This window comes from Dulcicalothrix desertica PCC 7102 (genome assembly GCF_003991905.1).
Taxonomy (GTDB): Bacteria; Cyanobacteriota; Cyanobacteriia; order Cyanobacteriales; family Nostocaceae; genus Dulcicalothrix; species Dulcicalothrix desertica.
This window is the reverse complement of sequence record NZ_RSCL01000008.1, coordinates 112,031-136,215: the sequence shown is the minus strand read 5'-3', so window position 1 is coordinate 136,215 and position 24,185 is coordinate 112,031. Positions and strand designations below refer to the sequence as shown.

General features: G+C 37.7%; 21 protein-coding genes. 7 read left to right on the top strand and 14 right to left on the bottom strand.

Features of this window, described 5'->3' with window-relative positions; translation table 11 throughout:
* Nucleotides 1-90: 90 nt before the first annotated feature.
* From DSM106972_RS18125 to DSM106972_RS18110, 4 genes are all read right to left on the bottom strand, one after another.
* Nucleotides 91-1,644: a mercuric reductase gene (locus tag DSM106972_RS18125; protein ID WP_127082016.1), complete on the bottom strand. Its 1,554-nt coding sequence runs from the start codon at nt 1,642-1,644 to the stop codon at nt 91-93.
* Nucleotides 1,645-1,674: 30 nt separating this feature from the next.
* Nucleotides 1,675-2,367, bottom strand: a complete 693-nt coding sequence (locus tag DSM106972_RS18120; protein ID WP_127082015.1) for a TVP38/TMEM64 family protein — start codon at nt 2,365-2,367, stop codon at nt 1,675-1,677.
* A 49-nt stretch (nt 2,368-2,416) separates the two neighbouring features.
* Nucleotides 2,417-3,112 (bottom strand): TIGR04283 family arsenosugar biosynthesis glycosyltransferase, encoded by a 696-nt coding sequence (locus tag DSM106972_RS18115; protein WP_127082014.1) that lies wholly within the window; start codon nt 3,110-3,112, stop codon nt 2,417-2,419.
* 154 nt (nt 3,113-3,266) lie between these two features.
* Nucleotides 3,267-4,823, bottom strand: a complete 1,557-nt coding sequence (locus DSM106972_RS18110; RefSeq protein ID WP_233787122.1) for an RNA-guided endonuclease InsQ/TnpB family protein — start codon at nt 4,821-4,823, stop codon at nt 3,267-3,269.
* Nucleotides 4,824-4,909: 86 nt separating this feature from the next.
* On the opposite strand from DSM106972_RS18110, the gene tnpA reads away from it, so the two are divergent.
* Both tnpA and DSM106972_RS18100 read left to right on the top strand, forming a co-directional pair.
* Nucleotides 4,910-5,314 (top strand): IS200/IS605 family transposase, encoded by a 405-nt coding sequence (tnpA, locus tag DSM106972_RS18105; RefSeq protein ID WP_127082013.1) that lies wholly within the window; start codon nt 4,910-4,912, stop codon nt 5,312-5,314.
* 160 nt (nt 5,315-5,474) lie between these two features.
* Complete coding sequence (locus DSM106972_RS18100) at nt 5,475-7,214, top strand: alkaline phosphatase D family protein (RefSeq protein ID WP_127082012.1); 1,740 nt, start codon at nt 5,475-5,477, stop codon at nt 7,212-7,214.
* A gap of 142 nt (nt 7,215-7,356) precedes the next feature.
* Here the strand turns inward: DSM106972_RS18100 and DSM106972_RS18095 are convergent, their stop codons facing one another.
* Both DSM106972_RS18095 and DSM106972_RS18090 read right to left on the bottom strand, forming a co-directional pair.
* Nucleotides 7,357-7,812 carry a pepsin/retropepsin-like aspartic protease family protein gene (locus DSM106972_RS18095; RefSeq protein WP_127082011.1) on the bottom strand — a complete coding sequence of 152 codons (456 nt, stop codon included), beginning with the start codon at nt 7,810-7,812 and terminating at the stop codon, nt 7,357-7,359.
* 78 nt (nt 7,813-7,890) lie between these two features.
* Entirely contained in the window at nt 7,891-8,280 is a 390-nt protein-coding gene (locus tag DSM106972_RS18090; RefSeq protein ID WP_127082010.1) for a retroviral-like aspartic protease family protein, read from the bottom strand.
* A gap of 237 nt (nt 8,281-8,517) precedes the next feature.
* Here DSM106972_RS18090 and DSM106972_RS54935 point away from each other — a divergent pair, with 237 nt between their 5' ends.
* A complete protein-coding gene (locus DSM106972_RS54935) occupies nt 8,518-8,652 on the top strand; it encodes a hypothetical protein (protein ID WP_267901131.1) in 135 nt (44 codons plus the stop codon).
* 184 nt (nt 8,653-8,836) lie between these two features.
* Here DSM106972_RS54935 and crcB read toward each other — a convergent pair whose 3' ends face one another.
* Together crcB and DSM106972_RS18075 are read right to left on the bottom strand one after the other, a co-directional pair.
* The gene (crcB, locus tag DSM106972_RS18080; protein WP_127082009.1) at nt 8,837-9,220 is read right to left on the bottom strand and encodes a fluoride efflux transporter CrcB; all 384 of its coding nucleotides are present in this window, start codon (nt 9,218-9,220) and stop codon (nt 8,837-8,839) included.
* 26 nt (nt 9,221-9,246) lie between these two features.
* Nucleotides 9,247-9,705 (bottom strand): aspartyl protease, encoded by a 459-nt coding sequence (locus tag DSM106972_RS18075; RefSeq protein ID WP_201800746.1) that lies wholly within the window; start codon nt 9,703-9,705, stop codon nt 9,247-9,249.
* A 212-nt stretch (nt 9,706-9,917) separates the two neighbouring features.
* Between DSM106972_RS18075 and DSM106972_RS18070 the strand changes: the two genes are divergently transcribed.
* A complete protein-coding gene (locus tag DSM106972_RS18070; protein ID WP_127082008.1) occupies nt 9,918-10,778 on the top strand; it encodes a zinc metalloprotease HtpX in 861 nt (286 codons plus the stop codon).
* A gap of 525 nt (nt 10,779-11,303) precedes the next feature.
* On the opposite strand, the gene DSM106972_RS18065 is transcribed toward DSM106972_RS18070, so the two are convergent.
* Nucleotides 11,304-13,658 carry a WD40 repeat domain-containing protein gene (locus tag DSM106972_RS18065; RefSeq protein WP_127082007.1) on the bottom strand — a complete coding sequence of 785 codons (2,355 nt, stop codon included), beginning with the start codon at nt 13,656-13,658 and terminating at the stop codon, nt 11,304-11,306.
* Nucleotides 13,659-14,242: 584 nt separating this feature from the next.
* Nucleotides 14,243-14,629, bottom strand: a complete 387-nt coding sequence (locus DSM106972_RS18060) for a hypothetical protein (RefSeq protein WP_127082006.1) — start codon at nt 14,627-14,629, stop codon at nt 14,243-14,245.
* A 143-nt stretch (nt 14,630-14,772) separates the two neighbouring features.
* Between DSM106972_RS18060 and DSM106972_RS18055 the strand changes: the two genes are divergently transcribed.
* The 3 genes from DSM106972_RS18055 to DSM106972_RS18045 all read left to right on the top strand — a co-directional run bounded on the left by DSM106972_RS18055 (nt 14,773) and on the right by DSM106972_RS18045 (nt 18,650).
* Complete coding sequence (locus DSM106972_RS18055; protein WP_127082005.1) at nt 14,773-16,575, top strand: FAD-dependent oxidoreductase; 1,803 nt, start codon at nt 14,773-14,775, stop codon at nt 16,573-16,575.
* A 105-nt stretch (nt 16,576-16,680) separates the two neighbouring features.
* Entirely contained in the window at nt 16,681-16,899 is a 219-nt protein-coding gene (gene patX, locus DSM106972_RS18050) for a heterocyst-inhibiting protein PatX (protein WP_127082004.1), read from the top strand.
* Between the two features lie 1,244 nt (nt 16,900-18,143).
* Nucleotides 18,144-18,650, top strand: a complete 507-nt coding sequence (locus tag DSM106972_RS18045; RefSeq protein ID WP_233787202.1) for a LabA-like NYN domain-containing protein — start codon at nt 18,144-18,146, stop codon at nt 18,648-18,650.
* 55 nt (nt 18,651-18,705) lie between these two features.
* On the opposite strand, the gene DSM106972_RS18040 is transcribed toward DSM106972_RS18045, so the two are convergent.
* From DSM106972_RS18040 to DSM106972_RS18025, 4 genes are all read right to left on the bottom strand, one after another.
* Nucleotides 18,706-20,349 carry a hybrid sensor histidine kinase/response regulator gene (locus DSM106972_RS18040; RefSeq protein ID WP_127082003.1) on the bottom strand — a complete coding sequence of 548 codons (1,644 nt, stop codon included), beginning with the start codon at nt 20,347-20,349 and terminating at the stop codon, nt 18,706-18,708.
* Between the two features lie 145 nt (nt 20,350-20,494).
* Nucleotides 20,495-20,947, bottom strand: a complete 453-nt coding sequence (locus tag DSM106972_RS18035) for a response regulator (protein ID WP_127082002.1) — start codon at nt 20,945-20,947, stop codon at nt 20,495-20,497.
* A gap of 45 nt (nt 20,948-20,992) precedes the next feature.
* Entirely contained in the window at nt 20,993-23,233 is a 2,241-nt protein-coding gene (locus DSM106972_RS18030) for an ATP-binding protein (RefSeq protein ID WP_127082001.1), read from the bottom strand.
* Nucleotides 23,234-23,239: 6 nt separating this feature from the next.
* Entirely contained in the window at nt 23,240-24,037 is a 798-nt protein-coding gene (locus tag DSM106972_RS18025) for an FHA domain-containing protein (protein ID WP_127082000.1), read from the bottom strand.
* Nucleotides 24,038-24,185 lie beyond the last annotated feature (148 nt).

Genomic DNA, 24,185 nt, shown 5'->3' with positions numbered 1-24,185 from the left:
TTTACATTTTATTTGTAAATAGATACAAATCGAAATATCCTGTTTACAAAAATTAATGATGTGGTGGGTAATGCCGAACTAACTATTGAGTCACGAAATCTTAGTCAAAAGTCCTAAAAGTCGCTTGGTTCTAGGAGTGAGGAGGGTTCGACGGTATGCGTCAGCAGCTTTTCTAATTGCTTCAGCTTGAGTTGGATAAGGATGAATCACGGTAGTAAGTTTGTTTAAACCAAGTTTGTTAACAATTGCCGTTGTAACCTCAGATATCATCTCACCTGCGTGCCGCGCGACAATTGTAGCACCAAGAATTTCGTCGGAACCCTGACGGAGAAGAATTTTTACAAAACCTTCTTCTTCTCCATCTGCAATCGCTCTGTCTACGCTGCTAAAAGGTATTTTAATGGTATTGGCGCCACTACCTGCGCTATGGTCATACATTCCTACATGGGCAACTTCAGGGTCGGTGTATGTTACCCAAGGCATGATTAAGCTACTTAGTCGCTGCTTTGATAAACCAAATGGTGAGAATAAAGCATTTTTAATGACGATTCTAGCTGCCGCATCTGCCGCATGGGTGAATTTCCAATCCATGCATATATCTCCAGCGGCATATATTTGTGGATTCGTTGTTTGTAAAAAATCATTAACAACTACACCTCGGCTTTTGTCGTAGTCAACACCGACTGCTTCCAAATTTAATCCTTCAACATTCGGCGCCCGTCCAGTACCGACTAAAATTTCATCAACGGTTATTGAATTGCGCTCTCCCTTGCTACTAAAATAAATTCGTTTACCGTCGCTAGTTTTTTCAACTCGTTCAACTTCGCAGTTAAGCTCTAGACGTATCCCTTCTTTGATAAAAGCGTTTTGTACAACTTGTGCAGCTTCTATATCTTCTTTATTCAGAATATGCGCCTTGTTATGGAACACTATCACGTCACACCCCAAGCGTCTAAACGTCTGTGCCATTTCACAACCAATAGCACCACCACCAATTACTGCAAAACGCTGTGGTCGTTGGGTTAATGAAAACACTGTTTCATTTGTTAAATATTTAGCTGTTTCAATTCCTGGTATCTCTAACGAAGCAGCCCTGGCGCCAGTAGCAATTACAGCCTTTTTGAATCGAAGCGATTTTCCAGCAACTTCTACGGTATCACGTGAAGCAAAGCGCCCGCTACCCAAGAAAACATCTACACCTAACTTTTGAAACCGTTCTGCTGAATCATTATGACTAATCGAAGCTCGTACCCTTCGCATCCTTTGCATGACTTCAGGAAAATCAACTTCAATATAATGAGCAGTAGAAATACCAAAATCTCTAGCACGAAGTATTTCTCCAACTACCCGTGCGGAACGAATAATCGTTTTAGAAGGTACACAGCCATAATTTAAACAATCTCCACCCATGAGATGCTTTTCGACTAACGCCACTTTTAACCCTACATCTAACCCTGCGGCGCCTGCTGCCACAACTAAACCAGCTGTTCCGGCGCCGATAACAACCAAATCGTAATAATCAGCAGGTTGTGGATTTACCCAATCTGGCGGATGCGTATAAGAAACAAGTCTTTGGTTATACTCGTCCATTGGACGTAAAGAAATAGAGTGAGATTCAAAATTGGGGATATCAGAATTTGACATAATAATATTATTTTTAATGTAGATAGATAATTAATTCTTTTCTAACGCATTTCGCGCAATACGGGTAACATAAATTGTGACGGCTACAGTAGCAATAAAACCGACAATGCGAACACTCCACTGCAATGTTGGATTTGTCGATTGCTTCGTGCCAATCATCGCAATATCTCCTGCAAGCGAACCAATATAAACATACATAATGGTTCCTGGAATCATGCCACTTGAACCTAGTATGTAATCTTTAAGTGAAACTTGGGTGATACCAAAGGCATAATTCAATAAATTAAATGGAAATAAAGGTGATAAGCGAGTTAAAAAAACTATTTTCCAACCTTCACGAGCGACAGCAGAATCAATTGCCTGAAACTTTGGATATTTTTCAAGTTGTCGTGATACCCAATCACGCGATAAATAGCGCCCAATCAAAAATGCTACAGTAGCTCCAATCGTAGCTGCAATAAACACATAAATCGACCCCCAAAATACCCCAAATAACACGCCCCCACCCAAAGTCAGAACAGAACCTGGTATAAATAATATTGTAGCTAAATTATAAATAACCATAAAGGCGATTGGTCCTAACACACCAAGACTTTGTACCCATCTTAAAGCTTGCTGCAATAAACTTTGAAAATTTAAAGCTTTGGCGAGAAAAATCACAGTTCCAACAGCAATACATACTAATAAAATCTTAATAATCAATTCTAATTTTAGCTTGCCCATATAGTTATATGATGGTTAATTGAATACAATCCTCAAACTTTTCTTAAACTTATCTTAATTTTCTTCCTCTATACCAATTAGCTAACCGAGTCGGAGAAACACCTATAAAATACCCTATAATTATAATTTGATTAATTAAAGTAGTCCTTAAAATTCCACGCAGCAACCATCGGCGCCCAGAAGTAAGCACAGGTGATGGAATAATTGTAATTTTTCCAATACTTTTCAATCGTCGCACTAACTCAAAATCTTCCATTATCGGTAATTCAAGAAAGCCATCTATTTTATTAAAAATCTCACTTTTACAAAAAATTGCTTGGTCTCCATAAGGAAGCTGAAAATATTTGGAGCGCACGTCAACTCCCCACTCGACCAATCTTAAACCCCAAGGTGTACCATTAATTTTTAATTGAAATGCACTTGCCACAACACCAGGTCTTTGTAACATTTCACGAACCATATCATCAAATTTAGGCGGTAACAGCGTATCAGCATGAAGAAATAATAAAATATCTCCACTTGCAACTGCGGCGCCTGTATTCATTTGTATCGCACGTCCTCGCTCAGAAGCAATAACTTTTACACCTGTCCCTAAAGCTAGATCACAAGTTTTATCGCGTGAACCAGCGTCTACCACAATGATTTCAGTATTTGTACTTTTTTGAGCAGTGAGAATAGTCGCTAATATATGTTTTTCTTCATTGAGAACTGGAATAATAATAGATATTTTGTTCGGACTACGCATTTGCGACTTACTCAAGCCTGTTGACTTATCCAGGGTAATACGAAATTTTGATTAAAATGAATTTATTGTTACTTTTTACTTAAATTTTATCCCCCTCAACTCCTTCATTAACTGTGTAGATTGACTCTCCCCTGCCTAAAGGCGAGGGGATTCACTAAGATTTTCTACCGTATTTCTTAGTTATCCGATTGTCGAGCGAGTGATAGTCAGTTGTATCAAAGAGGGACAACTGTGTTCCACTCACCCCATAGGTATGGTTCCTAGGCTCAACCACTTTGTGTTGATGACTCCTAGGCGTAACTTTCGCGCAGTCCGCACGTAGAGACTTCTTATTTTTAGGGAAATCTAACCCTGCTTTTAAAGCAATTGTTCTGCTCGCTTTCGTGTCGGCGTGGTCAGTATGACCGCAATTAGTACACAAAAACTTCTCACCTTCACGGTTTGCTTTGTCAATATGTCCGCACGCTGGACATTCTTGACTAGTATGTTTTGGATTAACAGCAATTACATGCTTTCCTGCTTTTAGTGCAAGCCAAGCAATCTTGTTAAAAATATCTCCCCAACCACAATCTAAAATTACTTTATTTAATCCCGATTTGGCGGAAGCACCATTCATGACGTAACCACCTTTCCCATCATGTTTTGGTTTAGCACGTTTGACCATGTTCTTAATTTTGAGGTCTTCACGTACCACAACATCCGCAGTTTTTACTATATCATTCGCAACTTTCCAATTGCGCCCATTCCTTGACGCTGCAATTTTATGCTTGGTTCTTGCTAATTTTATTACTGCTTTTTTTCTATTCTTTGAACCTTTGACCTTACGAGCAATACTACGTTGACGCATAGCCAAACGTCGTGCTGTCTTCTTATTTGTTGCAGGTTTCGTATTCTCAGCAAAGCTACCATCCGAGGATGCTACTAACTTATTAACTCCAACATCAATCCCTACCACTGACTTAACTTTTTCTAGTGGCATTTGTTCTTGAATTAAATCAGGTATTTCTACAATGATGGAAATAAACCAGTATGTTGCTTCCCTTGATACTGTGACGCTTCTAACATCTGTAACTGTATCGAACTCTTTTTTACGACTATTATGAAACTTTACGTTACCAATGCCAGGAAGATAGGCCGTAGCGTAGTTTTTATTAGTTAATCCAATCTTGGCTTGACCTGGTTTATATTCAAACGAATCAAGTCGAGTCACATAGCCTGGATAACCACGTCCGTGCTTAAAGAAGTTAGTGTAAGCATCGTCCAATCTTTCTAAATTACCTTGCAATACAGCAGAATATATTTCTCCAAAGTATGGTGACTTACCACGTAATTCCGTGGTTACTTTTTTCTGTATACCGCTTGCGTCATCCCATTTAACAATACTTGGCTTTAACAACTTACCCGTTTTAGTATCAAACTTTTCTTTAGTGTTTTTGAACGCAATAGACAGCTTTTCTGGTACTACACCATGCTTCAAAACAGGACATGTTAAAGGGCAACATGCACCATATTCTACTCGCGTTTCTAAGTCACAATAACTACCAAATGCGTAAACTATTTCCTCTACTACATCCTGATTGTTCGTACTATATCCTTGCTCTCTTTCTCGTAGCGCATAGTTACGATGTTTTCTAAGCGTGATAAGCCATCGCTCCATCGTTTTGACATGCGTCTTATTTGGTTTTAACTTAAAGTTCCATCTCACTTGCACTACTAATCACCTCCTTGGTTGTTGTGAATCTGTATTGTTTAATCTACAGTGTAAGTATACAACAAAGCAATATGGAATTACAAGATATGGCGAAATTTTCCCCAGACGAATACCGTCATGAAGGCAATGCAGTATCACTGCTAAATTACCACTTTGTTTTTATACCTAAACGTAGAAAGAAAGTACTAGTAGGAGCAATAGCAGACAGATTGCAGCAAATCATATGTGAGGTTTGCAACGAGAACAGATGGAAGATTATAGCTATGGAAATTATGCCCGACCATGTACACCTGTTTTTGAACGCAAAGCCAACAGATGAACCTTCTTTGATGATGAATCGAATCAAAGGACGAGCATCTCATCACTTACGCAAAGAGTTTCCTGAACTACTTAAGCTTCCAACAATGTGGACACCAAGTTATTTTGTTAGTACTGCTGGCAATATTTGTACTGAAACCGTGAAGCGTTATATAGCACAGCAGCGTGAATAGTTAATGGAGCGTGAGGCGTAAACGCCTTCTTTTAGCTTTCATCCCCTGGCTAAAGCCTAGGGGTTTTCAGCATATTCCTTATAAAAAAAAGCTAAATTTATCGTGCTTGTTCGTTTTAGAACAATATAATTACCGAGTCAAGCAATAAATCTAAAACACTGTGTTTCGAGTCAAACATTTAACGATAGTAAGTCTAGCCCTAATAACTACCGCTATATTAATCGTAGTTGCTCCAAGCTTTGCTGTAACAACCCTCAGTTTTAACGGTATAGCATCGGGAGACGCCACTCAAAACAGCATTATTGTATGGACACGCGCTTTCAATACTGCTACAAACCAAGGTATCGTAACTAACTTAACTGCTCAAATTGCCACAGATTCTAAATTTCGCAATATCGTTTCTTCGACTAAAACTAGTACAGACCCCAAACGCGATTATACTACCAAACTAGATATAAAAGGCTTAAAAAGTGGTACGCGCTACTATTACAGATTTTTAACCAAAAATAAAATCAGTCCAGTTGGCACCTTTAAAACGGCACCATTAAATAGTGCAAAAGTACCTGTACGTTTAGCATTTAGTGGAGATGCTGACGGTCAATGGCGCCCATATCCTTCTACACAAAACTTTGACAAGCTGAATTTAGATTATTTTATTTTGCTGGGTGATGCAATTTACGAAACCAAAAGTGCCATATCCTCTTCAACCGCTGACCCGTTTACAAATACATCTCAAGCATTATTAGACTATCGTCGCAAATACCGCGAACAGTTAGAACCTGTCAAAGCAGGTGGTTTTACAGGTTTACAAAAGCTGTTTGCAGCAAACGGAAATTATACACTTCTCGATAACCACGAACTCGCTAATAAACAATTTATCAACGGTGGGGCGCCTGCGGGAACTCCTAATGGTTTTGGTGTAGACGCTGCTAACTCGCAATATGATGTCAACACTGCCAATAAATTTATCAATAAAACTCAGGGTTTCAGAACCTTAGTTAAAGCTTATAGTGAATATGAACCAATTCGAGAGAAAACGATTTCCGTCAAAAACGACCCTCGTACAGATAAAACACAACAGCTATATTTTGCACAGCAATGGGGTGCAAATAGTATTTTTATCAATTTAGATGACCGTTCTTATCGAGATATTCGACTCAAAACAGAGAAGAGCGCAGATGATATTGGCGCCCGTGCGGATAATCCAAACCGTACCATGTTAGGTAAAACTCAATTAAACTGGTTTAAGCAAACACTTTTGGATGCCCAGAAAAAACGTATACCCTGGAAAATAGTTGCTATTTCATCTCCAATTGACCAAATAGGCAATGATAGTGGTAAATCTTGGTACGGTAATTATCGGGCTGAACGTAATCAAATACTCAAGTTTATCGACGATAACAAAATAGAGAACGTAGTTTTTCTCTCAACAGACGACCACCAAAACCGCATCAACGATTTAACGTACTTAACAGACTTTAACAATCCTGAAACTCGTACAGTCAGTCAAAACGCTTTTACCATTGTCGCAGGGCCAATAGGCGCCGGTGGCCCAGATAAATTTACCAAACACGACTTTGACACAATTCAATTTTTAACCGATGGTCTTGTAACTTTACAAAAAGCCAAAGGTATTAACCCTATTGGTTTAGACCCAAAATTTCCAGGACTGCAAAAAGTATACCGCGAAGGCGACCCACAAGCAGATCAACACCGCGAACCAATAGATTTTTTCAGCCCAGATACATTTAATTATGTAACGCTTGATATTGGCGCCGATGGTAAAACATTATCTGTTAACACTTACGGTATTAACTCCTATGCAGCTAATAGTTTTCCTGAACCTGAGCAGACAAACTCACCTCGTCATATTTTAGGCTTTGAAATCACCAAATCTTAGTAAGGTGGGCAGCGGGCAGTGGGCAGTGCCCACCCTACTGTGTAGAGACTGTAAACTAAAAATTCTCTCTTGTGGAACAGGCATCCTTGCCTGTTCTTTACACTATTTTTTAAATCTAGCTCTTATCCTAAAAATTGTATTGTCAAATACGAAACACCGGATAATCAGGATGCTTTGGATTTGGAATTAAACATCTATTTTCATAATCAACAACGAAATCTAATGTTTCTAAAGCAATAAGACCAATTATCACCTCCGAACCCTGAGTAACTACAGCACCTCCTCTTGTCTCACGTCCTTGTACTTGGATAATTATTGGGTCGCTTAATCCTACTGTTTCCTCTCTACCATCCGCGTAGCTAACTGTTTCATAACGCCGAATATCTAAACCCAGTTTTTCCGCAATCTTTGTTGGTAGTACTGTACGTATAGAGCTTGCATCTACCAAAGCCTCTGTTTCTAAGATATGTACTTGGTCTGAATTGAGTAGTCCACGAGAAACTAATTCTTCATCTATTTCGTTTATTAGTTTTACCTGAACTTTTATTTCTGTATCATTCTCGCTTATCAAGCGCCGTGAACGATTAAAATCAAGCATTATCTTTACCACCTATTAAATAGTTAATGTCTTTTTTAAGCCAAGTTCGTTATGTTGCTTTTATGCAATACTTTAATTTTATGATGTTTTTGAATTTAGAGTTAAACGTTCACCTCTACAATCTACAAGTAAATTTAAATCTTCTAAGACTGTTTGACCAATTAGCACCTCCGAACCAGTAACTAATGCAGTTTGTATTGTGTCCAGTCCTTCTATCTGGATAATTACAGAACTCGTCAATCCTACTACTTCTTGTCTAGAGTCAGCAAATTCGGCTATTTGCTGACCGCTAATTTTTAACCCAAGTAGTTGTACTATATTCATAGGTATGACAGCATGTGTTGCTCCAGTGTCTACCAACGCTTGTGTTTCATAAACACGCAGTAAATTGGGGTTTAGTAGTCCACGATTGATTAATTTTTCATCAGTCGCATTTATTAATTTTACCGTCACTCTAACTTCCCCCATTTTTTCTCCACTCACTATGTGATGCAAATTTAAACTTAAATATAATATGGAATCAATCTTGTGGAACAAGCATTTTAACCTGTTCTTAACATCATAGGAGGGGCAAGGATGCCCGTTCCACAAGACAAACTTAAGTTAATGTCAAATATACTATGCTATAAAATAGTATAAGATTATTACATACAATAGCGGTATAGCTCACAAATATTTGACTAAGAACTGAATTTCACTAATTCTATGAGCCAAACTAACACTAAACCAACACCAGAAACGCTAGAACAAGTAGTGAAACGAGCGCAAGAAATTGTACGGCGATATATTCCCGAAGGGCAGTCGCTTAGTAATGAACTTATAGAAAAACGGCGCCAATAAAATCTAGTTGAGTAGTTATGCTTTGGACGCTTCTGTTATTTCGGCTCTTTTAAATAACGAAGTTACTAGCAGAATAGAACACAGTTGGTCAAGCTATTATTCAAAATTTTGGTCGCGCGGTGGTTCAAATCACAGTAATTTCATTTGTGAATTTTTAAATAATAAAAATTAATTTTAAATCAAATTATTTCCACAACGCGCGCGCGATAATCACACCTAATTGAACACCAATAACTCCAAGTATAGCGCTACCTGCCCAGTAAAAAGCCGCACGCAGTAAGTTACCTGTACGCAATACATTAATAGTGTCTAGTCCGTAAGTCGAAAATGTGGTATATGAACCTAAAAAACCGACTGCTACGAGTAAACGTATTTCTGGAGGTATAGTTGGAATTCTTTCGAGTGCTAAAGTAGCAAAGAATCCCATAATTAAACAACCTGTGATATTTATAAAAAATGTGCCATAGGGAAAACTGGCGCCAAATTTTTGTACAAACCATAATGACAAGTAGTAACGAGTTAAAGCACCTGCTATGGCGCCTAAACTTACTGCTATTGCGTTTCTTATTTCTTAGTCATTTTGCATTTATTAATTTATAAAGCTGTAAGATAACTCTGCTCAGAATTCATTGGTAATAATCGTAATTTATGGTTTTGTAAATCTGGCTCAAGTCCTAAACGTTGCATTGGTATTACACCTAATAAAGCATAAGGTACTTCGGTAAGTTCTAAGCAGTCGAAAATACCTTTACGCTCTTCAATACATAAATCAACGTCTTTAAATATTCGCTCTTGCGTGATTCCAGCACTTGTTTGTACGCTTGCTTCTCCTGCTTGAATTAAACCTAATTGAGTAATCACAGATGGAGGTAGACATAGTAATGTGGCGCCTGTATCAACTAAAACATTTGTTAAAGTCAACGAACGAACTTCCTCTGCGGAAATAAAACCACGTTCAGCTAAGATTTGATCAACATGGTTAGTTATGCTTAAAGTAACTATTACTTGCCCCATTTGTCTTTCTCTAAAATCTGGTATCGGTAATTTCATCATAATATCCTGCCTCGGTGTATAACTGAATATTAATCTCATATACATCTTAAATCATTCTGAGTGAAGAAGACGGAAAACCGTACTAAACTAGAACGTAATTTCTACCTGAAGAGTTCATGTTTGAGTTGATACAATGATGATGTGGCTAAAATTGTGCTGCTAGCTATAAAGCTTAAGTAATTATATAGCAGTGTTCAGGAGAATATAATAATATGGGAAATCAATTCAAAACTCTAGGTTTGCTTGCTGCGCTCAGTGGTCTTTTGATTGCAATTAGCTATTACTTTATTGGTGGAACTGGTGGTCTAGTTATCGGTATTGGTTTAGCAGCAGCTACTAATTTATTTTCTTGGTACCAGTCAGATAGAATTGCTTTGGCTGTGTACGGCGCCCAAGAAGTAAACGAAGCGCAGGCGCCTAGACTTTATCGGATGGTGCAAAAATTATCCCAACGTGCGGGTCTACCAATGCCAAGAGTATGTATCGTTCCTGGTGCAGGTGCGAATGCTTTTGCTACAGGCCGCGACCCTGAACATGCGGCAGTTGCTGTCACTGAAGGTATTATGAGCATTTTACCCGAAGATGAACTCGAAGCTGTTATTGCACACGAACTTACTCATATTTCTAACCGCGACACTTTAACACAAGCTGTTGCTGCTACCGTTGCTGGCGCCATTTCTTTTTTAGCGCAAAACCTGTTTTGGTTCGGTGGTGGTTCCCGTGACGACGAAAACCGTGGGGGCAATTTTGTCGGTGTGTTATTAACAATGATATTGGCACCTCTAAGTGCCACCGTTATTCAAATGGCTATTTCTCGCACTCGTGAGTTTGCCGCTGATGCTGGCGCCGCGCGTATTACAGGTAATCCTCGCGCCCTTGCCCGCGCGTTGCAACGTTTAGAAGCGACAGCAAAACAAATGCCTATGGACTCAGCAAATCCTGCATTTGAACCATTATTAATTATCAACCCATTTTCAGGCGGGTCTTTGGCTAATTTGTTCAGAACTCACCCCACAACCGAAAAACGTATCGAAGCGTTACTTCAAATCGAGCAACAACTCTCTGCACGTTAGATATTTAGTAGGCAGGCGCCTATCCTAGTATCCATTAATAAAGCCCACCGAAATCAAGTAGTTTCCGGTGGGCTATTTTAGTTAAGACTCAAGAGCCAATATCAAAAATTTCTAATTATTCTACTGTTATAGTAATTTGAATTAGTTGTGGTAGACTATATAACTAATAAGAGACTCTAACATTCAATACCAGGGATTCATCTACCTTTTTCTTGGTAAAAATTTTGACTACAACTAATTGGCACATACAGTGTGATAATTTTAAACTTACCGACGCTTGTAATGTATTTAATTGTCGGTTGAATTGATTTCATTGATAAAAATTATACAGCTTGGTCAAGCTTTTTGCTTTCTTATCTTTTACTTTGAATTCTTTCTTACTATACCTTTTGATAGATTATGAATATTGCTATATAGGCTACGGAATTTAGATATACTTTCTAAAAAAAGAATAAAATTTTAATTGTTACGTAGGGTGGGCCCTACATAAGGTGCATTCCGGTCAGGTAGTGAGCAGACAGTTAATTAAGAATCTTCGGTTAATTGCCAAATTTTGATGGTTTTGTCTGAACAGCCACTAACTATAAAGCGGTCATCAGGAGTAATTGCGATAGAGTTAACGGCGCCCAAATGTCCGGTAAGAGTTTGCAGTAGTTCACCCGATGGTAAGTGCCAAATTTTAATAGTTTTATCACTGCTTCCACTTATAATTAATTTGCCATCGCGGCTAATAGCAAGACTTCTTACTTCGCTAGTATGTTCGATTAAATTGTGTAATATCTTACCAGAGTTTAAATCCCATACTTTAATGGTGCAGTCTGTACTACCGCTAACTAAGATTTGTCCGTTTGGATGCAGTGCTAAAGCTTTAACTTCTCCCGAATGTCCCATAAAGGTACGCAGTGGTTCACCTGTTTGAGGATTCCAAAGTTTTATTTTGTTGTCGCTGGTACCACTAACTAAAATTGTGCCATCGGAAGTAATAGCAGTCGCGTTAACTGCGGATGAATGCCAAAGCGTGCAAACTCTATCTCCTTTTTGCAAGTTCCAAATTTTGATTTTATTACTGCCACTAGCAAGTATTTGACCGTCGGGACTAATGCTTACGACGTTAACGGGTTTGTTGTGTCCAAGCAGTGTATGAATTAATTTGCCTGTTTGAAGGTGCCAAACTTTAACATTACTACGAGGTGTATCACTAATCCCTACTGCTAAAAAGGCGCCATCTGGACTTACAGCGACTGAAGATATTTCCCCTGAATGTCCTGAAATAGTACGGATGACTTTGCCGGTGTGAAGGTTCCACACTTTCACCGTTTTGTCAGCACATCCACTCACAATTGTTTCACCATCAGGACTAACAACGACGGATGTAACTTTTTCAGCGTGTCCAGTAAGAGTATTGACGACGTATGCATATTCAGAGGAACGCAGCTTTTTTAAGTCATTAATTGCCGAAAGCATTTCCTCCACTAAGTTAAGATTGGGCAAATCTCCAATCGCAGTAAAATAAATTTTGAGATTACTAATATATTTTTCATCTTCAATTCGTACTGCGTTTAACATTGCGGTTAGCGGATTACTAGTCTCTTTCGGGGAAATTTGATGGAGTTGTAACCAAGCTTCGAGTGAATAACTTACTTGTTCGCTTGCCCAAGTTGGGTCATTTAAGCCCGATAAACTATTCGCCAATTGTAATGCTAATTCGGGAACCCAATGCCCTCGTTCATTTTCCAATGCCTGATAAACTTGTTTGTATCCTTCGGCAATGGCGCCTACTGATTGAAAATCAATACCATCTTCTACTAAAGAAGGTAATAATTCGGGTAATAGGGGCGAAACATCGTGATGAATTAAGTGATATACATCAGATATCCAGCTAGCAACCAAACAGTGACAATTAGTTAATACCTGACACAACTTTTCAAAATCTTGGCGATTAACTCGATACTTTAGTTCAATTTTACTAGTATCAACTCCCTTGTCTTTCCATTTTTTTTCGCGCTCTAAAAGGTCTAAATTATAGACGTTATCTCCTCCCATTTGATTTATTTCGTCTATGTCTTCCCCCAGAAGTATTAATTCATCGCGGATTTGCCTCCACTGTAGGGCGCGGTTTTTTGCCGACTGATAAACAATATCTCTGTAAGATATTCTTGAAATAGTTTTGTAATAATAGTTGTCTTGACCTAAACCCCAATAGCCAATACGAAAATTAATATAATCTCCGTCAGTTTCCGATTCTAATATAAGTATCGGCTCCGATTTCAACATTCCAAACAAAGCTTTAATGCTCGATTCGCTATGAAACCTTTTACTATACCAGGCACCTGCTAAAAATTCAGTTGGACGAACTGGGTTATGCAGCGAGTAATAGCAATTCAGAAAATCACGCAAACCCTCTGCTAACATCGGTTCAATCTCAGAAATATCTCCTTCACGAGTATCAAACTTATCAAATAGAATTTTGGGTGGCGCCACAAATATTTTTAGCGGAGTCCTAACTGTATTATCTTTATGAGACTCCAAAATTTGCGATGGATATAACCGCAGAGGCCAACTATCTAGTATACGATTGACTTCAGGTAACTTTAGTGTAGTTTCTCGTTCGTACTTTGCTATATACAACTGAGTTTGACGGTTATGTACAGCTAGTTGCTGCTGAATTGTCTTTTCCCGTTGATACTCAACTTGTGCTAATTCCGATGTATTACTCTCTACAACCGAATTATTTATAACTTCAAGAAACTCTTTAACTTCATTCGGTGGTTGAAGTTTCGCAAGCATTGAACTTGCTTCGTTCCTTTTTTGTACCAAATTTGCTACTACGGGTGCAAATTCAAGCACCAACTGAATTAATACTCTTAATCCTTGCTCCATAAGGAGTTTCCATTTTAGTTTCTTAAACTAATAGTGATTTTTCGTGTTCTAGCTTTTACTTTTTCTTCACTCATTGCTGCTGTAAATCTGGAATAACACCAGTTATATAAACTTTATTGGAACTTCACTTATATTTGCAGGGCGCCCAATACGGGATTATTTCCCTACCTACAAGATTTATACCAAAATCTCTACAGTCCACTCACTACATATATTTTAACCCATTACAAACTAAAGTATTTTTGAATTGGTCGTATTGACCATACAAACTTTACCCACTATTGCCTATAAAGACAAGTAGCTTGCTGAATAGATACCCACTTAATTTTATAAGATGCTAGAGATACTCCAAAAACATTATATCTACGTTACTTATTTCAATTCACATCATTTCTACCATTTCTTTATGTAAATTTACTGTAAAGATAACTTTCAAAGATTTTAAATGCCCTTACAATCACGTATTGTATGTAATTTTTACAACTTTAAATACTTATTCACCGAAAGCTGACAATTCAAGTTCGCCAATTGGCGAACCTGAAAATAGTTTTAATTACTTTTAGGGGGATTATTATTATATCAAATTAGAAGCTAATTCCTAACTGTCCGTTAAAGCCACGCACAGAATTGTAACCGCCTCCTACAAAAAAATTATCACTTGCGCGAACTTGAACTCCACCAGAAAATGCAACACCTTTATCTTCAGAATAGTATCCTAACCCAACATAAGGTGATACAAATGGCAAAGATAAGAACTTCAAAACATCCACACCAGTAGAACCATCGGGTCCAAAACCGAGTTCGGCGCCTAAGTCTAAAGCACGGGCGCCAACCGAGTAAGTAACATCACCTTCATTACTACCAACAGAAACCCAAGGTTGAGGTATAAGTTGTGCCGACGCGCGCAAGGGCGAGAATAAAGTCACAAAACCAACCGATGCTATAAGTGTTTTAATAAGTGCTGTTTTCACCGTTCATCTCCTCTAATAAGAACTTGTCTGTAATCTTTATATCAGCACTTTTACAAAATGCCGATGTTATGACATTTACAAAGACGAATTTAACGTTGCCTGTGTGCCAGAATAAGACTCAATTATTTTAGGTATGAGTCAAAATGAGTAATCAAATATATACAACAGATGTATTAGTCGTTGGTGGTGGAACAGGGGGAACTGCAGCAGCTATTCAAGCAGCGAGACGAGGCGCCAAAGTAATATTAGTAAGTGAATTTGCTTGGCTGGGGGGTATGCTAACTAGTGCAGGAGTTACGGCGCCTGATGGTAACGAGCTTGCAGCATTTCAAACGGGTTTATGGGGTGAGTTTTTAATTGAGTTGCGCTCTCGGCAACCTGGAGGATTAGACAATAGTTGGGTTAGCTTTTTTAGTTATGAACCACGCATTGGCGCCCAGATATTTGCTGACTGGGTGAATGCATTACCAAATTTACAATGGATTTCTGGATATGTACCTTTAGAGGTACTGCGTCAAGGTAACTGCGTTACAGGTGTGAAATTTGCTTCATTTACTGTTCATGCCAAAATAACCATCGATGGTACTGAACTTGGTGATTTATTAGCTTTAGGAGAAATACCACATCGTTGGGGTTGGGAACTTCAATCAGAGTTTGGTGAGATAAGTGCCCCTACTGAATATAATTCTCTCACTAAAAAATATCCTGTACAGGCGCCTACTTGGGTAGTAGTCATGCAAGATTTTGGTGATTCTGCTCCAGAAATACCACAAGCACCCAATTATGATGAATCGTTATTTATTGGTGCCTGGGATAATTATGGTGCCGAGAAATTTATGAATTATGGGCGCCTGCCAGGAAATCGATTTATGATTAATTGGCCCCAGCAAGGTAATGATTGGGGTGTAGGAGCAGGCAGATTAATTGAATCAGAAGCAAAACGACAAGAATTTTTACAGGAATGTTTTTGGCATAGTCAAAATTTTGCCCATTTTATTCAATCACAACTAGGGCGCCGTTACGGATTAGCGCCAAATATTTTTCCCCAACTCAACACTCAGCACTCAGCACTCAGCACTCAGCACTCAGCACTTACAAGTTTCGCATTACATCCTTACTATCGCGAGAGTCGCCGTTTAATTGGTATAACGACGGTGCGTGAACAAGATATATTACCGGGGAATGGTGGTAATGCAGCACCGTTACATAAAGATGCAATTGCCATAGGTAACTACGCTAATGACCATCATTATCCTGGTATAGAGTTTGCTTTACAACCTAAATCGATTCGCTGGGGTGGACGTTGGACAGGGACACCCTTCACTATTCCTTATCGTTGTTTGGTAAGTGAATACATCGATGGTTTTTTTGCCTGTGAAAAAAATATATCAGTATCTCATATTGCTTCGGGCGCCACTCGGCTCCAACCTGTTGTTATGAATATTGGTCAAGCTGTAGGTATGGCAGCAGCATTATGTATTGAATATAATCAATTGCCACAGCATTTACACGTAGAAAAATTGCAAGATGCCTTAATCGAAAATTCACATTTACCTGCTTTAATTGTGCCATTTTTTAACTTAACCCTTGAACATTCTGAATGGTTAAAATGGCAAAAATATTATACAGTCAATCATACAGCTTATCCAACCACTGGTATTTGTCCCAATCTTAATATATCCCAGTATTTAGACTTACATAAAAATTCAGTAAACTCACGTATAAATATTTCATGTGTTGGAACTTTTCATTTTTATGGTCAGCAAGATTACGCATTTACCGTTTTAACCCCATCTGAATACGAAGGACAAACTTGGCAGCTGGTAACTTTACATCCACATATTGATTCGACACTTGAAAAGCTTGTAAACGGTGAGCAACTTCAGCTTCAGGGTCGTTATAACTCAGCAGGTAACTGGTTACTAGTAGAACATATAGAAAAATAACAACTTTTTTGTCGGAGTAAAAAACAATACTTTTTTTGAATCATCCGGATGCACTAAATAAAACTAAGTACTAGTGGATGGAGAGTTCTAAAATAAACATCTGCTATGCGTACTGTCATCTCACTTTTGGTCACAACATTTTTCTTCGGGTCTCTATCGTTAGAGTGCCAAAACAACTTGCACTCTGAGTCTGTTACTCCAGTCACAATAGCTTCAAGAGCTTCATCAAAAGCGAGACCCAAGCAACCACAACCATTTCCTCATCGTGGTAGTGGGCGCCGAAGTTTTACAGAGTACTTAGTCAGTACCTTTCATTCTGTCTAATTTACAACATCTTATATACTTACAAGGTTTAGATCGTGTTGTAGCATTAGATGCACGCTAAAAATATAGTAGCATGTTAAAATTAACACTGTTAATACTAGCTACGTTAAAACAATAAAATAATTAACACATAAGTTACTTACGCAATAGCTCGATACAATATTTTGAGCAGTGTGTGATTTGTTAACCTTATGAACACATAATGTTGGAATGGCACCGACAATATATCAAAGTGCGTATTACTCGCAAATATATTGCACTTCACTACAACACGAGTTGAGTTAACGAAACTGCATCAATACCGCTACAAATTAGTTCACACCAAAATATTTAGATTTTTAGGGCTAACCGGAATATAGCCAACTCAAGTTGATTGTCATTAATCAACAACAATTTAGTCTAGCAGCCTACTGCTAGGCTAAATCGCATATATATATTTTTGGATTACATCATCATCTAGCAGATGTCCATATCCAAAATAAATGCTATCTTGAATAAGTTTTAATATTGCAAGCAATATAAACGTAAACAATTTACCTAACTACAAAACAAAAGTAACTATTTATACTATGCAAGAGTAGTATATACCTTATATAAGGGTTTATATTAAAAAATTATTAATAAATATTATTTTATGACATTCATATGGTAGAAATGCATGTAACATGATATTATCAAGCATGTAACTTGATTCATTATGGTTGTAAAGAAAAAGAAGAGATTTTTATGTAAAAAAAGAATTAAAATTTTTGTGTTTTTTGCGACAGTTACAGTGATTTTGCGAAAAAATAGTCAAAAATAAAGAAAATATAAAATTATCACGTTATGTTAATCAATGTGTATGTTGTAGCGTAAGTTCGATTGACTAGGTAGTTTTGGCGCCTGCTTTGTCAATTGGAGCGAAGGCTGCTTGTAACTGCTATAGTTACACCATTGCCGTTTGCTCATAGTGAAAAAATATACGCTTAGGAGCGTCAATCAATATTATGCAGTTGCTTCCACAACCTCGGAATAATAAAAAGTTACCATTAAAAGTAGAGTCAACCGCGCATGAGCATTTGGCGCCTTATTCAGAGATTGAATCAAAAATTGAGAGTCATGCAGAGATTACAAGTAATATAAAGCATGAAGTTGGTTTCCCAAAAGTTCGCGCAGCATCGGCTATGGAAGATTCGATTATGCCTGGAATTATTGGACTGAATAATGCTGAGAATTTTCCAGCAGTATTAAGACGCGAGCGTCGTATGTCAAGGTCAAGCGGTTCGGCAAGTGAAGAAAAGGTAGCAATATTTATAGATGGGGCAAACCTGTTTTACGCGGCAATGCACCTCAATTTAGAAATTGACTATACTAAGCTTCTGCGTTGTCTAGTTAAACAGCGTCAACTTTTACGTGCTTATTTTTACACCCCAGTTGATAATGGCAACGAGAAGCAGCAAGGGTTTTTATTATGGATGCGCCGGAACGGGTATCGTGTATTCACAAAGGAATTAGTGTATCTTCCTGATGGCTCTAAAAAAGCCAACATGGACGTAGAAATCACAGTAGATATGCTGACATTAGCTAGATATTGCGACACCTTAATTTTGTTAAGTGGTGATGGTGATTTAGCTTATGCAGTCAACGCTGTTGCATACCAAGGTGTACAGGTAGAAGTAGTAAGTTTAAGTTCTATGACAAGCGAAAGTTTAATTGATGTCGCTGATAGTTATGTTGATTTAGAGCAACTGCGAGAAGAAATCCAAAAATAATATAAATAATATAATGTAATGTGCTGTAGAGACGTTACATGTAACGTCTCTACTATTAATTTCGACGTTTCGGCAGACAAACAGTAACCACAGTACCTTGTTCGACATGACTGTCAAGGGTAATACTGCCCTCATGCAATTCAACACAAGCTTTAGCAATAAATAATCCTATACCTGTACCTGGAATTGTATCGACGTTACTAGCACGGCTAAACGATTGGAACAAGTTATCTAGCTCTCTAGGAGGAATGCCAATACCTTCATCTTTAACATGAAATATTATTTCGGTTTCTTTATCTATCAAATGAAACTCAATATTTCCCCCATCGGGAGAATATTTAATCGCATTTGATACTAAATTTGTAAATATTTGTCTTAATAGTCCTTTGTCTCCCCAAAACAAATGAGCATTACCAGTAACTTTAAAAATTAACTCGTGAGCATCAGTTACCACTAAACGCTGCTGTTCCATCAAATCGGAAAAAAAATGCATCAAGTCGAGCGGCGCCGGTTTAAACTTGGTTTTATCGAGTTCAATTTGGTTAACTAGCAGCATGTCATCAACGAGTTTTGACAAATGTCGAGCTTTCTGCTCAATCATTTCCAAAAAACGCTGTTGCTTTAATATATCTAACTTGTCACCATGTTTATGAAGTGTCGAAGCAGCTGCCAAAACTGAAGCTAAAGGCGTTCGATATTCATGAGAAACTGTAGTAATAAACTGTGATTTAAAGTTATTCAACTGCTTTTCTTTTATAAGTGATGCCTGAGTTTGAGCTAGTAATTCAGCTTGTTGAATTGCAATTGCTAACTGCACCGAAACTTCGCTGAGAATTTCCACCTCATCCGGTTGCCAAAGTCTTTCTTCTTCATGGTGATGAGCAACTAACAAACCCCATAGCTTACTATCGTGACTTAAATTTATGGGGATTACTAAATTCGCTTGTGTTTTACCGTTTTTTTGTACTAAATCATATGGATGTTTCATCCCTGCAGCATAAATATTGCTAATTGCACCCCGACATTGCCAATGATGATGGTTATTTTGGGTATCAACTTGGTAACAACTGCCAAATAATTCAGCGTGGGATATTGTAGATTCCCTAGATGCTGCAATCAAATTCGTAATATTATCTACTGAGAAATCTGGGGCGAACTGATATACTGCTACACTACAGCGAAGTAACTGCTGTACCTCTGCAACTGCCGTAGACAAAATTTGTTTTAAGTCAAGTGATTTACGAATTCTTAGCGCTGTTGTTGCTATCAAGCGCTGCCGTTCAAGAGTTTTATTTAACTGTGCTTGCAGGTGCGATTGCTTAATTGCATTTCTAACCGCTAACTGCAATACATCCGATTTTAAATTGTTTTTGACTAAATAATCTTGTACGCCAAGCTTCATTGCCTGCACTGCTAACACTTCGTCCCCATGACCAGTCAGCATAATTACGCAAGGCCTATTATTAACTGTTTGAGAGGCAAGAAGTTGAAAAAACTCAAATCCGCTCATTTCTGGCAAACAGAAATCAAGCAGAACAACATCGAACTGCATCTGCTGCCATAGCGTCAAACCAGTTTCCGCAGAATCTGCCTCCACAATCTCATAGTTAAAGTGGGGGTCTTTTAAAAGGTATCGGCGATATACTTTTCGGTCTTCCGTACAATCGTCAACGATTAGAAGCGTCCTATTATCTGTCATACCAGTAACAAGGAGACATCTATCTCCCAAAATTTTTTATAGATTGCACTATTTTGAAACAAATCTAAATAAATTATAAAGAAAATATACGTATATTATCTATATAATAGTGATTACTTATCAATTCTTAATATTCATTAGCTTTTTAGTATTTTATCATTGGCGCCACATTAGCCTCCAACCAGTAGTTGACAAACGCGCGCATAATGTTGTGAAGCTCTTTGTAATCCATAGGTTTGATTAAATAACCATTGGCGCCTTTTTGGTAGCATAATTCAATATCTTCGGGGTTAGATGATGTGGTAAATACAACTATGGGAATTTCTCTAAACGTTATATCCTGCTTAATTCGTTCAAGAACATAACGTCCATCGACCCCAGGTAAATTCAAGTCTAAGAGAATAACCGACGGTCTTGGCGCCTTTCTTGGGTTATCATAAGCACCCTTGTGGTAAAGATAGTTCAATACCTCATCTCCATCGCTACAGCGATATATTGGATTTTTGACTTCAAAACGCTGCATCAAGCGTTGCAACATTCTAAAGTCTTCGTTGCTGTCTTCTACGACAAGCAAGGGTTCTTGAACTGCATCTATCATGAGTTATAAATGTAAATAAACTTTTTTAAAGAAATATTATTCATTTTATAATATAAACAAAAATGTCGAACCGTGACCATAAGTAGATTCTACCCAAATTTTGCCACCGTGGCGCTGCACGATTTTTTTGGCGATTGCTAAACCGGCGCCAGTACCACCCCCATACTTTTCTCTAGGATGAAGACGCTTAAATAAACGGAAAATAATCTCTTGGTGATGGGGTTGAATACCAATACCATTATCTCGAACATAGAACACAGGAGATAGCGTATCGTTTTTGTGAATTTGCCCCTCAAGATAACCAATCTCAACCCATTTGTGTGGCTGCTCGTTATATTTAAAGGCATTACTAATCAAGTTAGTAAATAACTCGTTGATTAAAATTGGGTCGCATTCTATGACAGGAAGATGTTGGAGTATACGAATCTCAAAATTATCTTTTGTACGACTGGCACGAAACATCTCTATAATATTATTAAGCAAATCATTCAAATCAATAAATTGTTTTCTTAATTCGGCTTGACCTAACTGAGATAACCGCAGCAACACATCAATTAGCGTATCCATGCGTTGAGTTAATGTAACTAAAGTGTTTAAATAATCTAATCCTTCTGCATCAAATAAATGAGCATAATCTTCAATGAGAATATTAGAGTAATTATGAATACCTCTTAATGGTTCTTTAAGGTCATGAGAAGCTACATAAGCAAACGAGTCGAGTTCTTGGTTACTGCGCTGAAGTTCTAAATTTATTTTTGCCAATTCATCTGTCTTGTTTAAAACAATTCCAACCATCGCATTCCTTAAGTCGATGGCACTATCAAGCTCACATTGCATCCAAGGCAGCGAAGTTAAACGCACTATTCCTTTCCATACTTCAAACGATTTACGTGGCGATAGTTTTAAACTACCATCAGCAGTAAATTCATATAAAGCATTTGGGGCGCCTGCCCAGTTTACAGTTTGTATAACTTCAGGTCGAAACCAAAGGATATAATAGCGACGAATACGAGAAATTCGTAGTACAAGCAAGCCACTGGCAAAATCTTTAAAAGCTTCAGCATCTGGATAAATTTTGGGAAGCGAGTCAGTCGAAAATAAATCTTCATCAATTGTATTTTGACACCACTCAATCAGTTTCTGAACCTCTTCCAGACTCGGTGTGGCGCCAATTAAAGTAATTTCATCATCAAAACAAACTGCACAACCGTTGGCACTAACAACATCAAGCAAACGAAGTTGAGGGTGAATTAATGCGTCAATAAAATTATCAGCACTCGATATAGTCGCAATAAATTGTGATTGTAATAACTTTAGCTTATTTTTATAATCGAATTCTTCGGTAACAATTTTGTTACCTAATTCAAGTGAAACAATTTGTCCGAGAAATGCACAAGCTGTTCTAACTTCTGAAGTCAAATATTTGGGATTTGAATTGTGACATGTAATTAATCCCCAAAGCTTTTGGTCATAAATAAGTGGAATTACAAAAAGCGCGCTTACACCCATATTTTGATGATATTCAATACAACAATTATCAATGCTGCGTAATATTGCATTTGATAAATCAAGAGGTTGTGAGGTGTGGGGGTTATCGCGTGGAATCAAATTACTTTGCTGTGCATTAAGATTTGGGATATAGCGTAACGAACAGCGTTTGTATAATCTTCGTGCAGTTTCGGGTATATCGCTTTCAGGATAATGCAGTCCTAAATATGATATTAATTCTTGATGTTTTGCTTCAGCTACGACTGAACCAGCACCAGACTCATCAAATTTGTATGTCATTACCCGTTCAAATTGGGTAAGATTTCGTAACTTTGAAACAACTAAGTTTAAAAAATCACTTAATTTAGATGTTTGCTGGATTTGTGATACAGCATCACCTATCAAAGAACGGAAATTCAAAAAACTCATTTCGGTTTTTGTAAATGTTGGTTCTAATTCCAGAATGATAGTTGATTCACTTTTATGAATAGTCGCATCAAAATATTTTTCGCCGTTTGCTGTATTCAGTATTACTTTTAAAAAGTTAAAGCTAGTTGGTGTCTGTGATGTTGATGTAAGTAAATCTTGAAGCGCTTGAATATATTCGGCGCCTAATAAAGTAGATAATGGTTGGTTCAGTAAGTTTTCTGGTTTTACATTTAAGTACTCTTCAACGTTCTCACTAACCTGTAAAATTGAGAGCGACAACGAAAGTGCGATTAAAACTCCATGTGGTTGAATTGAGCCAGGTATATGAATGTGGTTATAGTTTGGTTCTTGAAATATTTTACTCGTCATTTATAATTATTTCTTAAAAAATTTTCTTTTTAGTAATGTGTCTATTTCATAACCAAATACTTTACCAGTGGTCATCAGCAAATATCCAACAACAAATAATGCTGCTGCACAAAGAATTGCTAATAAATTAACTGATGCAAACAAATTACCTGTAAACAGTATTATACCAATACCCAATGCAATCAAAATCCATCCAAAGTTACGGTTAAATCGTCGCTGAAGTAGGAAGACAGCACCAGAAATACATAATAACACGCCAGGAATACGAACAAAAAATCCCACTTGAGTATTAGCTGCGAAAACTATAACAGATGCAACCATCAACGCTAACCCAATGAATTTACTCGTTTTATCGATTTGGGTTGTCTGATTTTGTTGTACTAGTTTTTTAGCTTCTGGTTGAAACACTGTCCGAGATGCTGGTAAATAAGTTGAAGAAGGCGCCTGTAGCTTGTGCTGTAAAATAAAAGCAACTTTATTTTCCTTTCCCAGCGAAATTATATCACCTGGCTTGAGCAAATAACGCCGTAACGGTTCTAAAAGCTCATCATTAAGATACGTACCGTTGACACTACCATTATCAACGATGTAATAACTATCTTCACTTCTGTGAATTTCTGCGTGTTGACGCGACACAATATCTGTATCTGGCAAGCCGGATACATTTACTTCTGGTATAATTAGGTCGTTTGGCTTACCGATACGTATCACATCTTGAAGAGGCAACTCGAACGAGGTGTTGCTTTGAAGGTGAACTAACTCCAGCAGCTTTGCATTACTCACAATATCTATATCTTCTTGCATATTTTATTGTTGCTCGCAAGTGATTAGTATATTCTAAAAGCTTTTTGAATAAGTAGCACAGGCATACGAACTGTGTATTGAATAGTAAAAACCCAAAACCTTGAGGGTTTCGGGTGATAAAACGAGACGATAGATAATCTAGTTTGGT

Coding starts and splice junctions, on each gene's coding strand:
- DSM106972_RS18125 (WP_127082016.1), bottom strand. CDS start 1,644: ATGTCAAATTCTGATATCCCCAATTTTGAATCTCACTCTATTTCTTTA.
- DSM106972_RS18120 (WP_127082015.1), bottom strand. CDS start 2,367: ATGGGCAAGCTAAAATTAGAATTGATTATTAAGATTTTATTAGTATGT.
- DSM106972_RS18115 (WP_127082014.1), bottom strand. CDS start 3,112: ATGCGTAGTCCGAACAAAATATCTATTATTATTCCAGTTCTCAATGAA.
- tnpA (WP_127082013.1), top strand. CDS start 4,910: ATGGCGAAATTTTCCCCAGACGAATACCGTCATGAAGGCAATGCAGTA.
- DSM106972_RS18095 (WP_127082011.1), bottom strand. CDS start 7,812: ATGCTTGATTTTAATCGTTCACGGCGCTTGATAAGCGAGAATGATACA.
- DSM106972_RS18090 (WP_127082010.1), bottom strand. CDS start 8,280: ATGGGGGAAGTTAGAGTGACGGTAAAATTAATAAATGCGACTGATGAA.
- DSM106972_RS54935 (WP_267901131.1), top strand. CDS start 8,518: ATGAGCCAAACTAACACTAAACCAACACCAGAAACGCTAGAACAAGTA.
- DSM106972_RS18075 (WP_201800746.1), bottom strand. CDS start 9,705: ATGATGAAATTACCGATACCAGATTTTAGAGAAAGACAAATGGGGCAA.
- DSM106972_RS18070 (WP_127082008.1), top strand. CDS start 9,918: ATGGGAAATCAATTCAAAACTCTAGGTTTGCTTGCTGCGCTCAGTGGT.
- DSM106972_RS18065 (WP_127082007.1), bottom strand. CDS start 13,658: ATGGAGCAAGGATTAAGAGTATTAATTCAGTTGGTGCTTGAATTTGCA.
- DSM106972_RS18055 (WP_127082005.1), top strand. CDS start 14,773: ATGAGTAATCAAATATATACAACAGATGTATTAGTCGTTGGTGGTGGA.
- patX (WP_127082004.1), top strand. CDS start 16,681: ATGCGTACTGTCATCTCACTTTTGGTCACAACATTTTTCTTCGGGTCT.
- DSM106972_RS18045 (WP_233787202.1), top strand. CDS start 18,144: ATGTCAAGGTCAAGCGGTTCGGCAAGTGAAGAAAAGGTAGCAATATTT.
- DSM106972_RS18040 (WP_127082003.1), bottom strand. CDS start 20,349: ATGACAGATAATAGGACGCTTCTAATCGTTGACGATTGTACGGAAGAC.
- DSM106972_RS18035 (WP_127082002.1), bottom strand. CDS start 20,947: ATGATAGATGCAGTTCAAGAACCCTTGCTTGTCGTAGAAGACAGCAAC.
- DSM106972_RS18030 (WP_127082001.1), bottom strand. CDS start 23,233: ATGACGAGTAAAATATTTCAAGAACCAAACTATAACCACATTCATATA.
- DSM106972_RS18025 (WP_127082000.1), bottom strand. CDS start 24,037: ATGCAAGAAGATATAGATATTGTGAGTAATGCAAAGCTGCTGGAGTTA.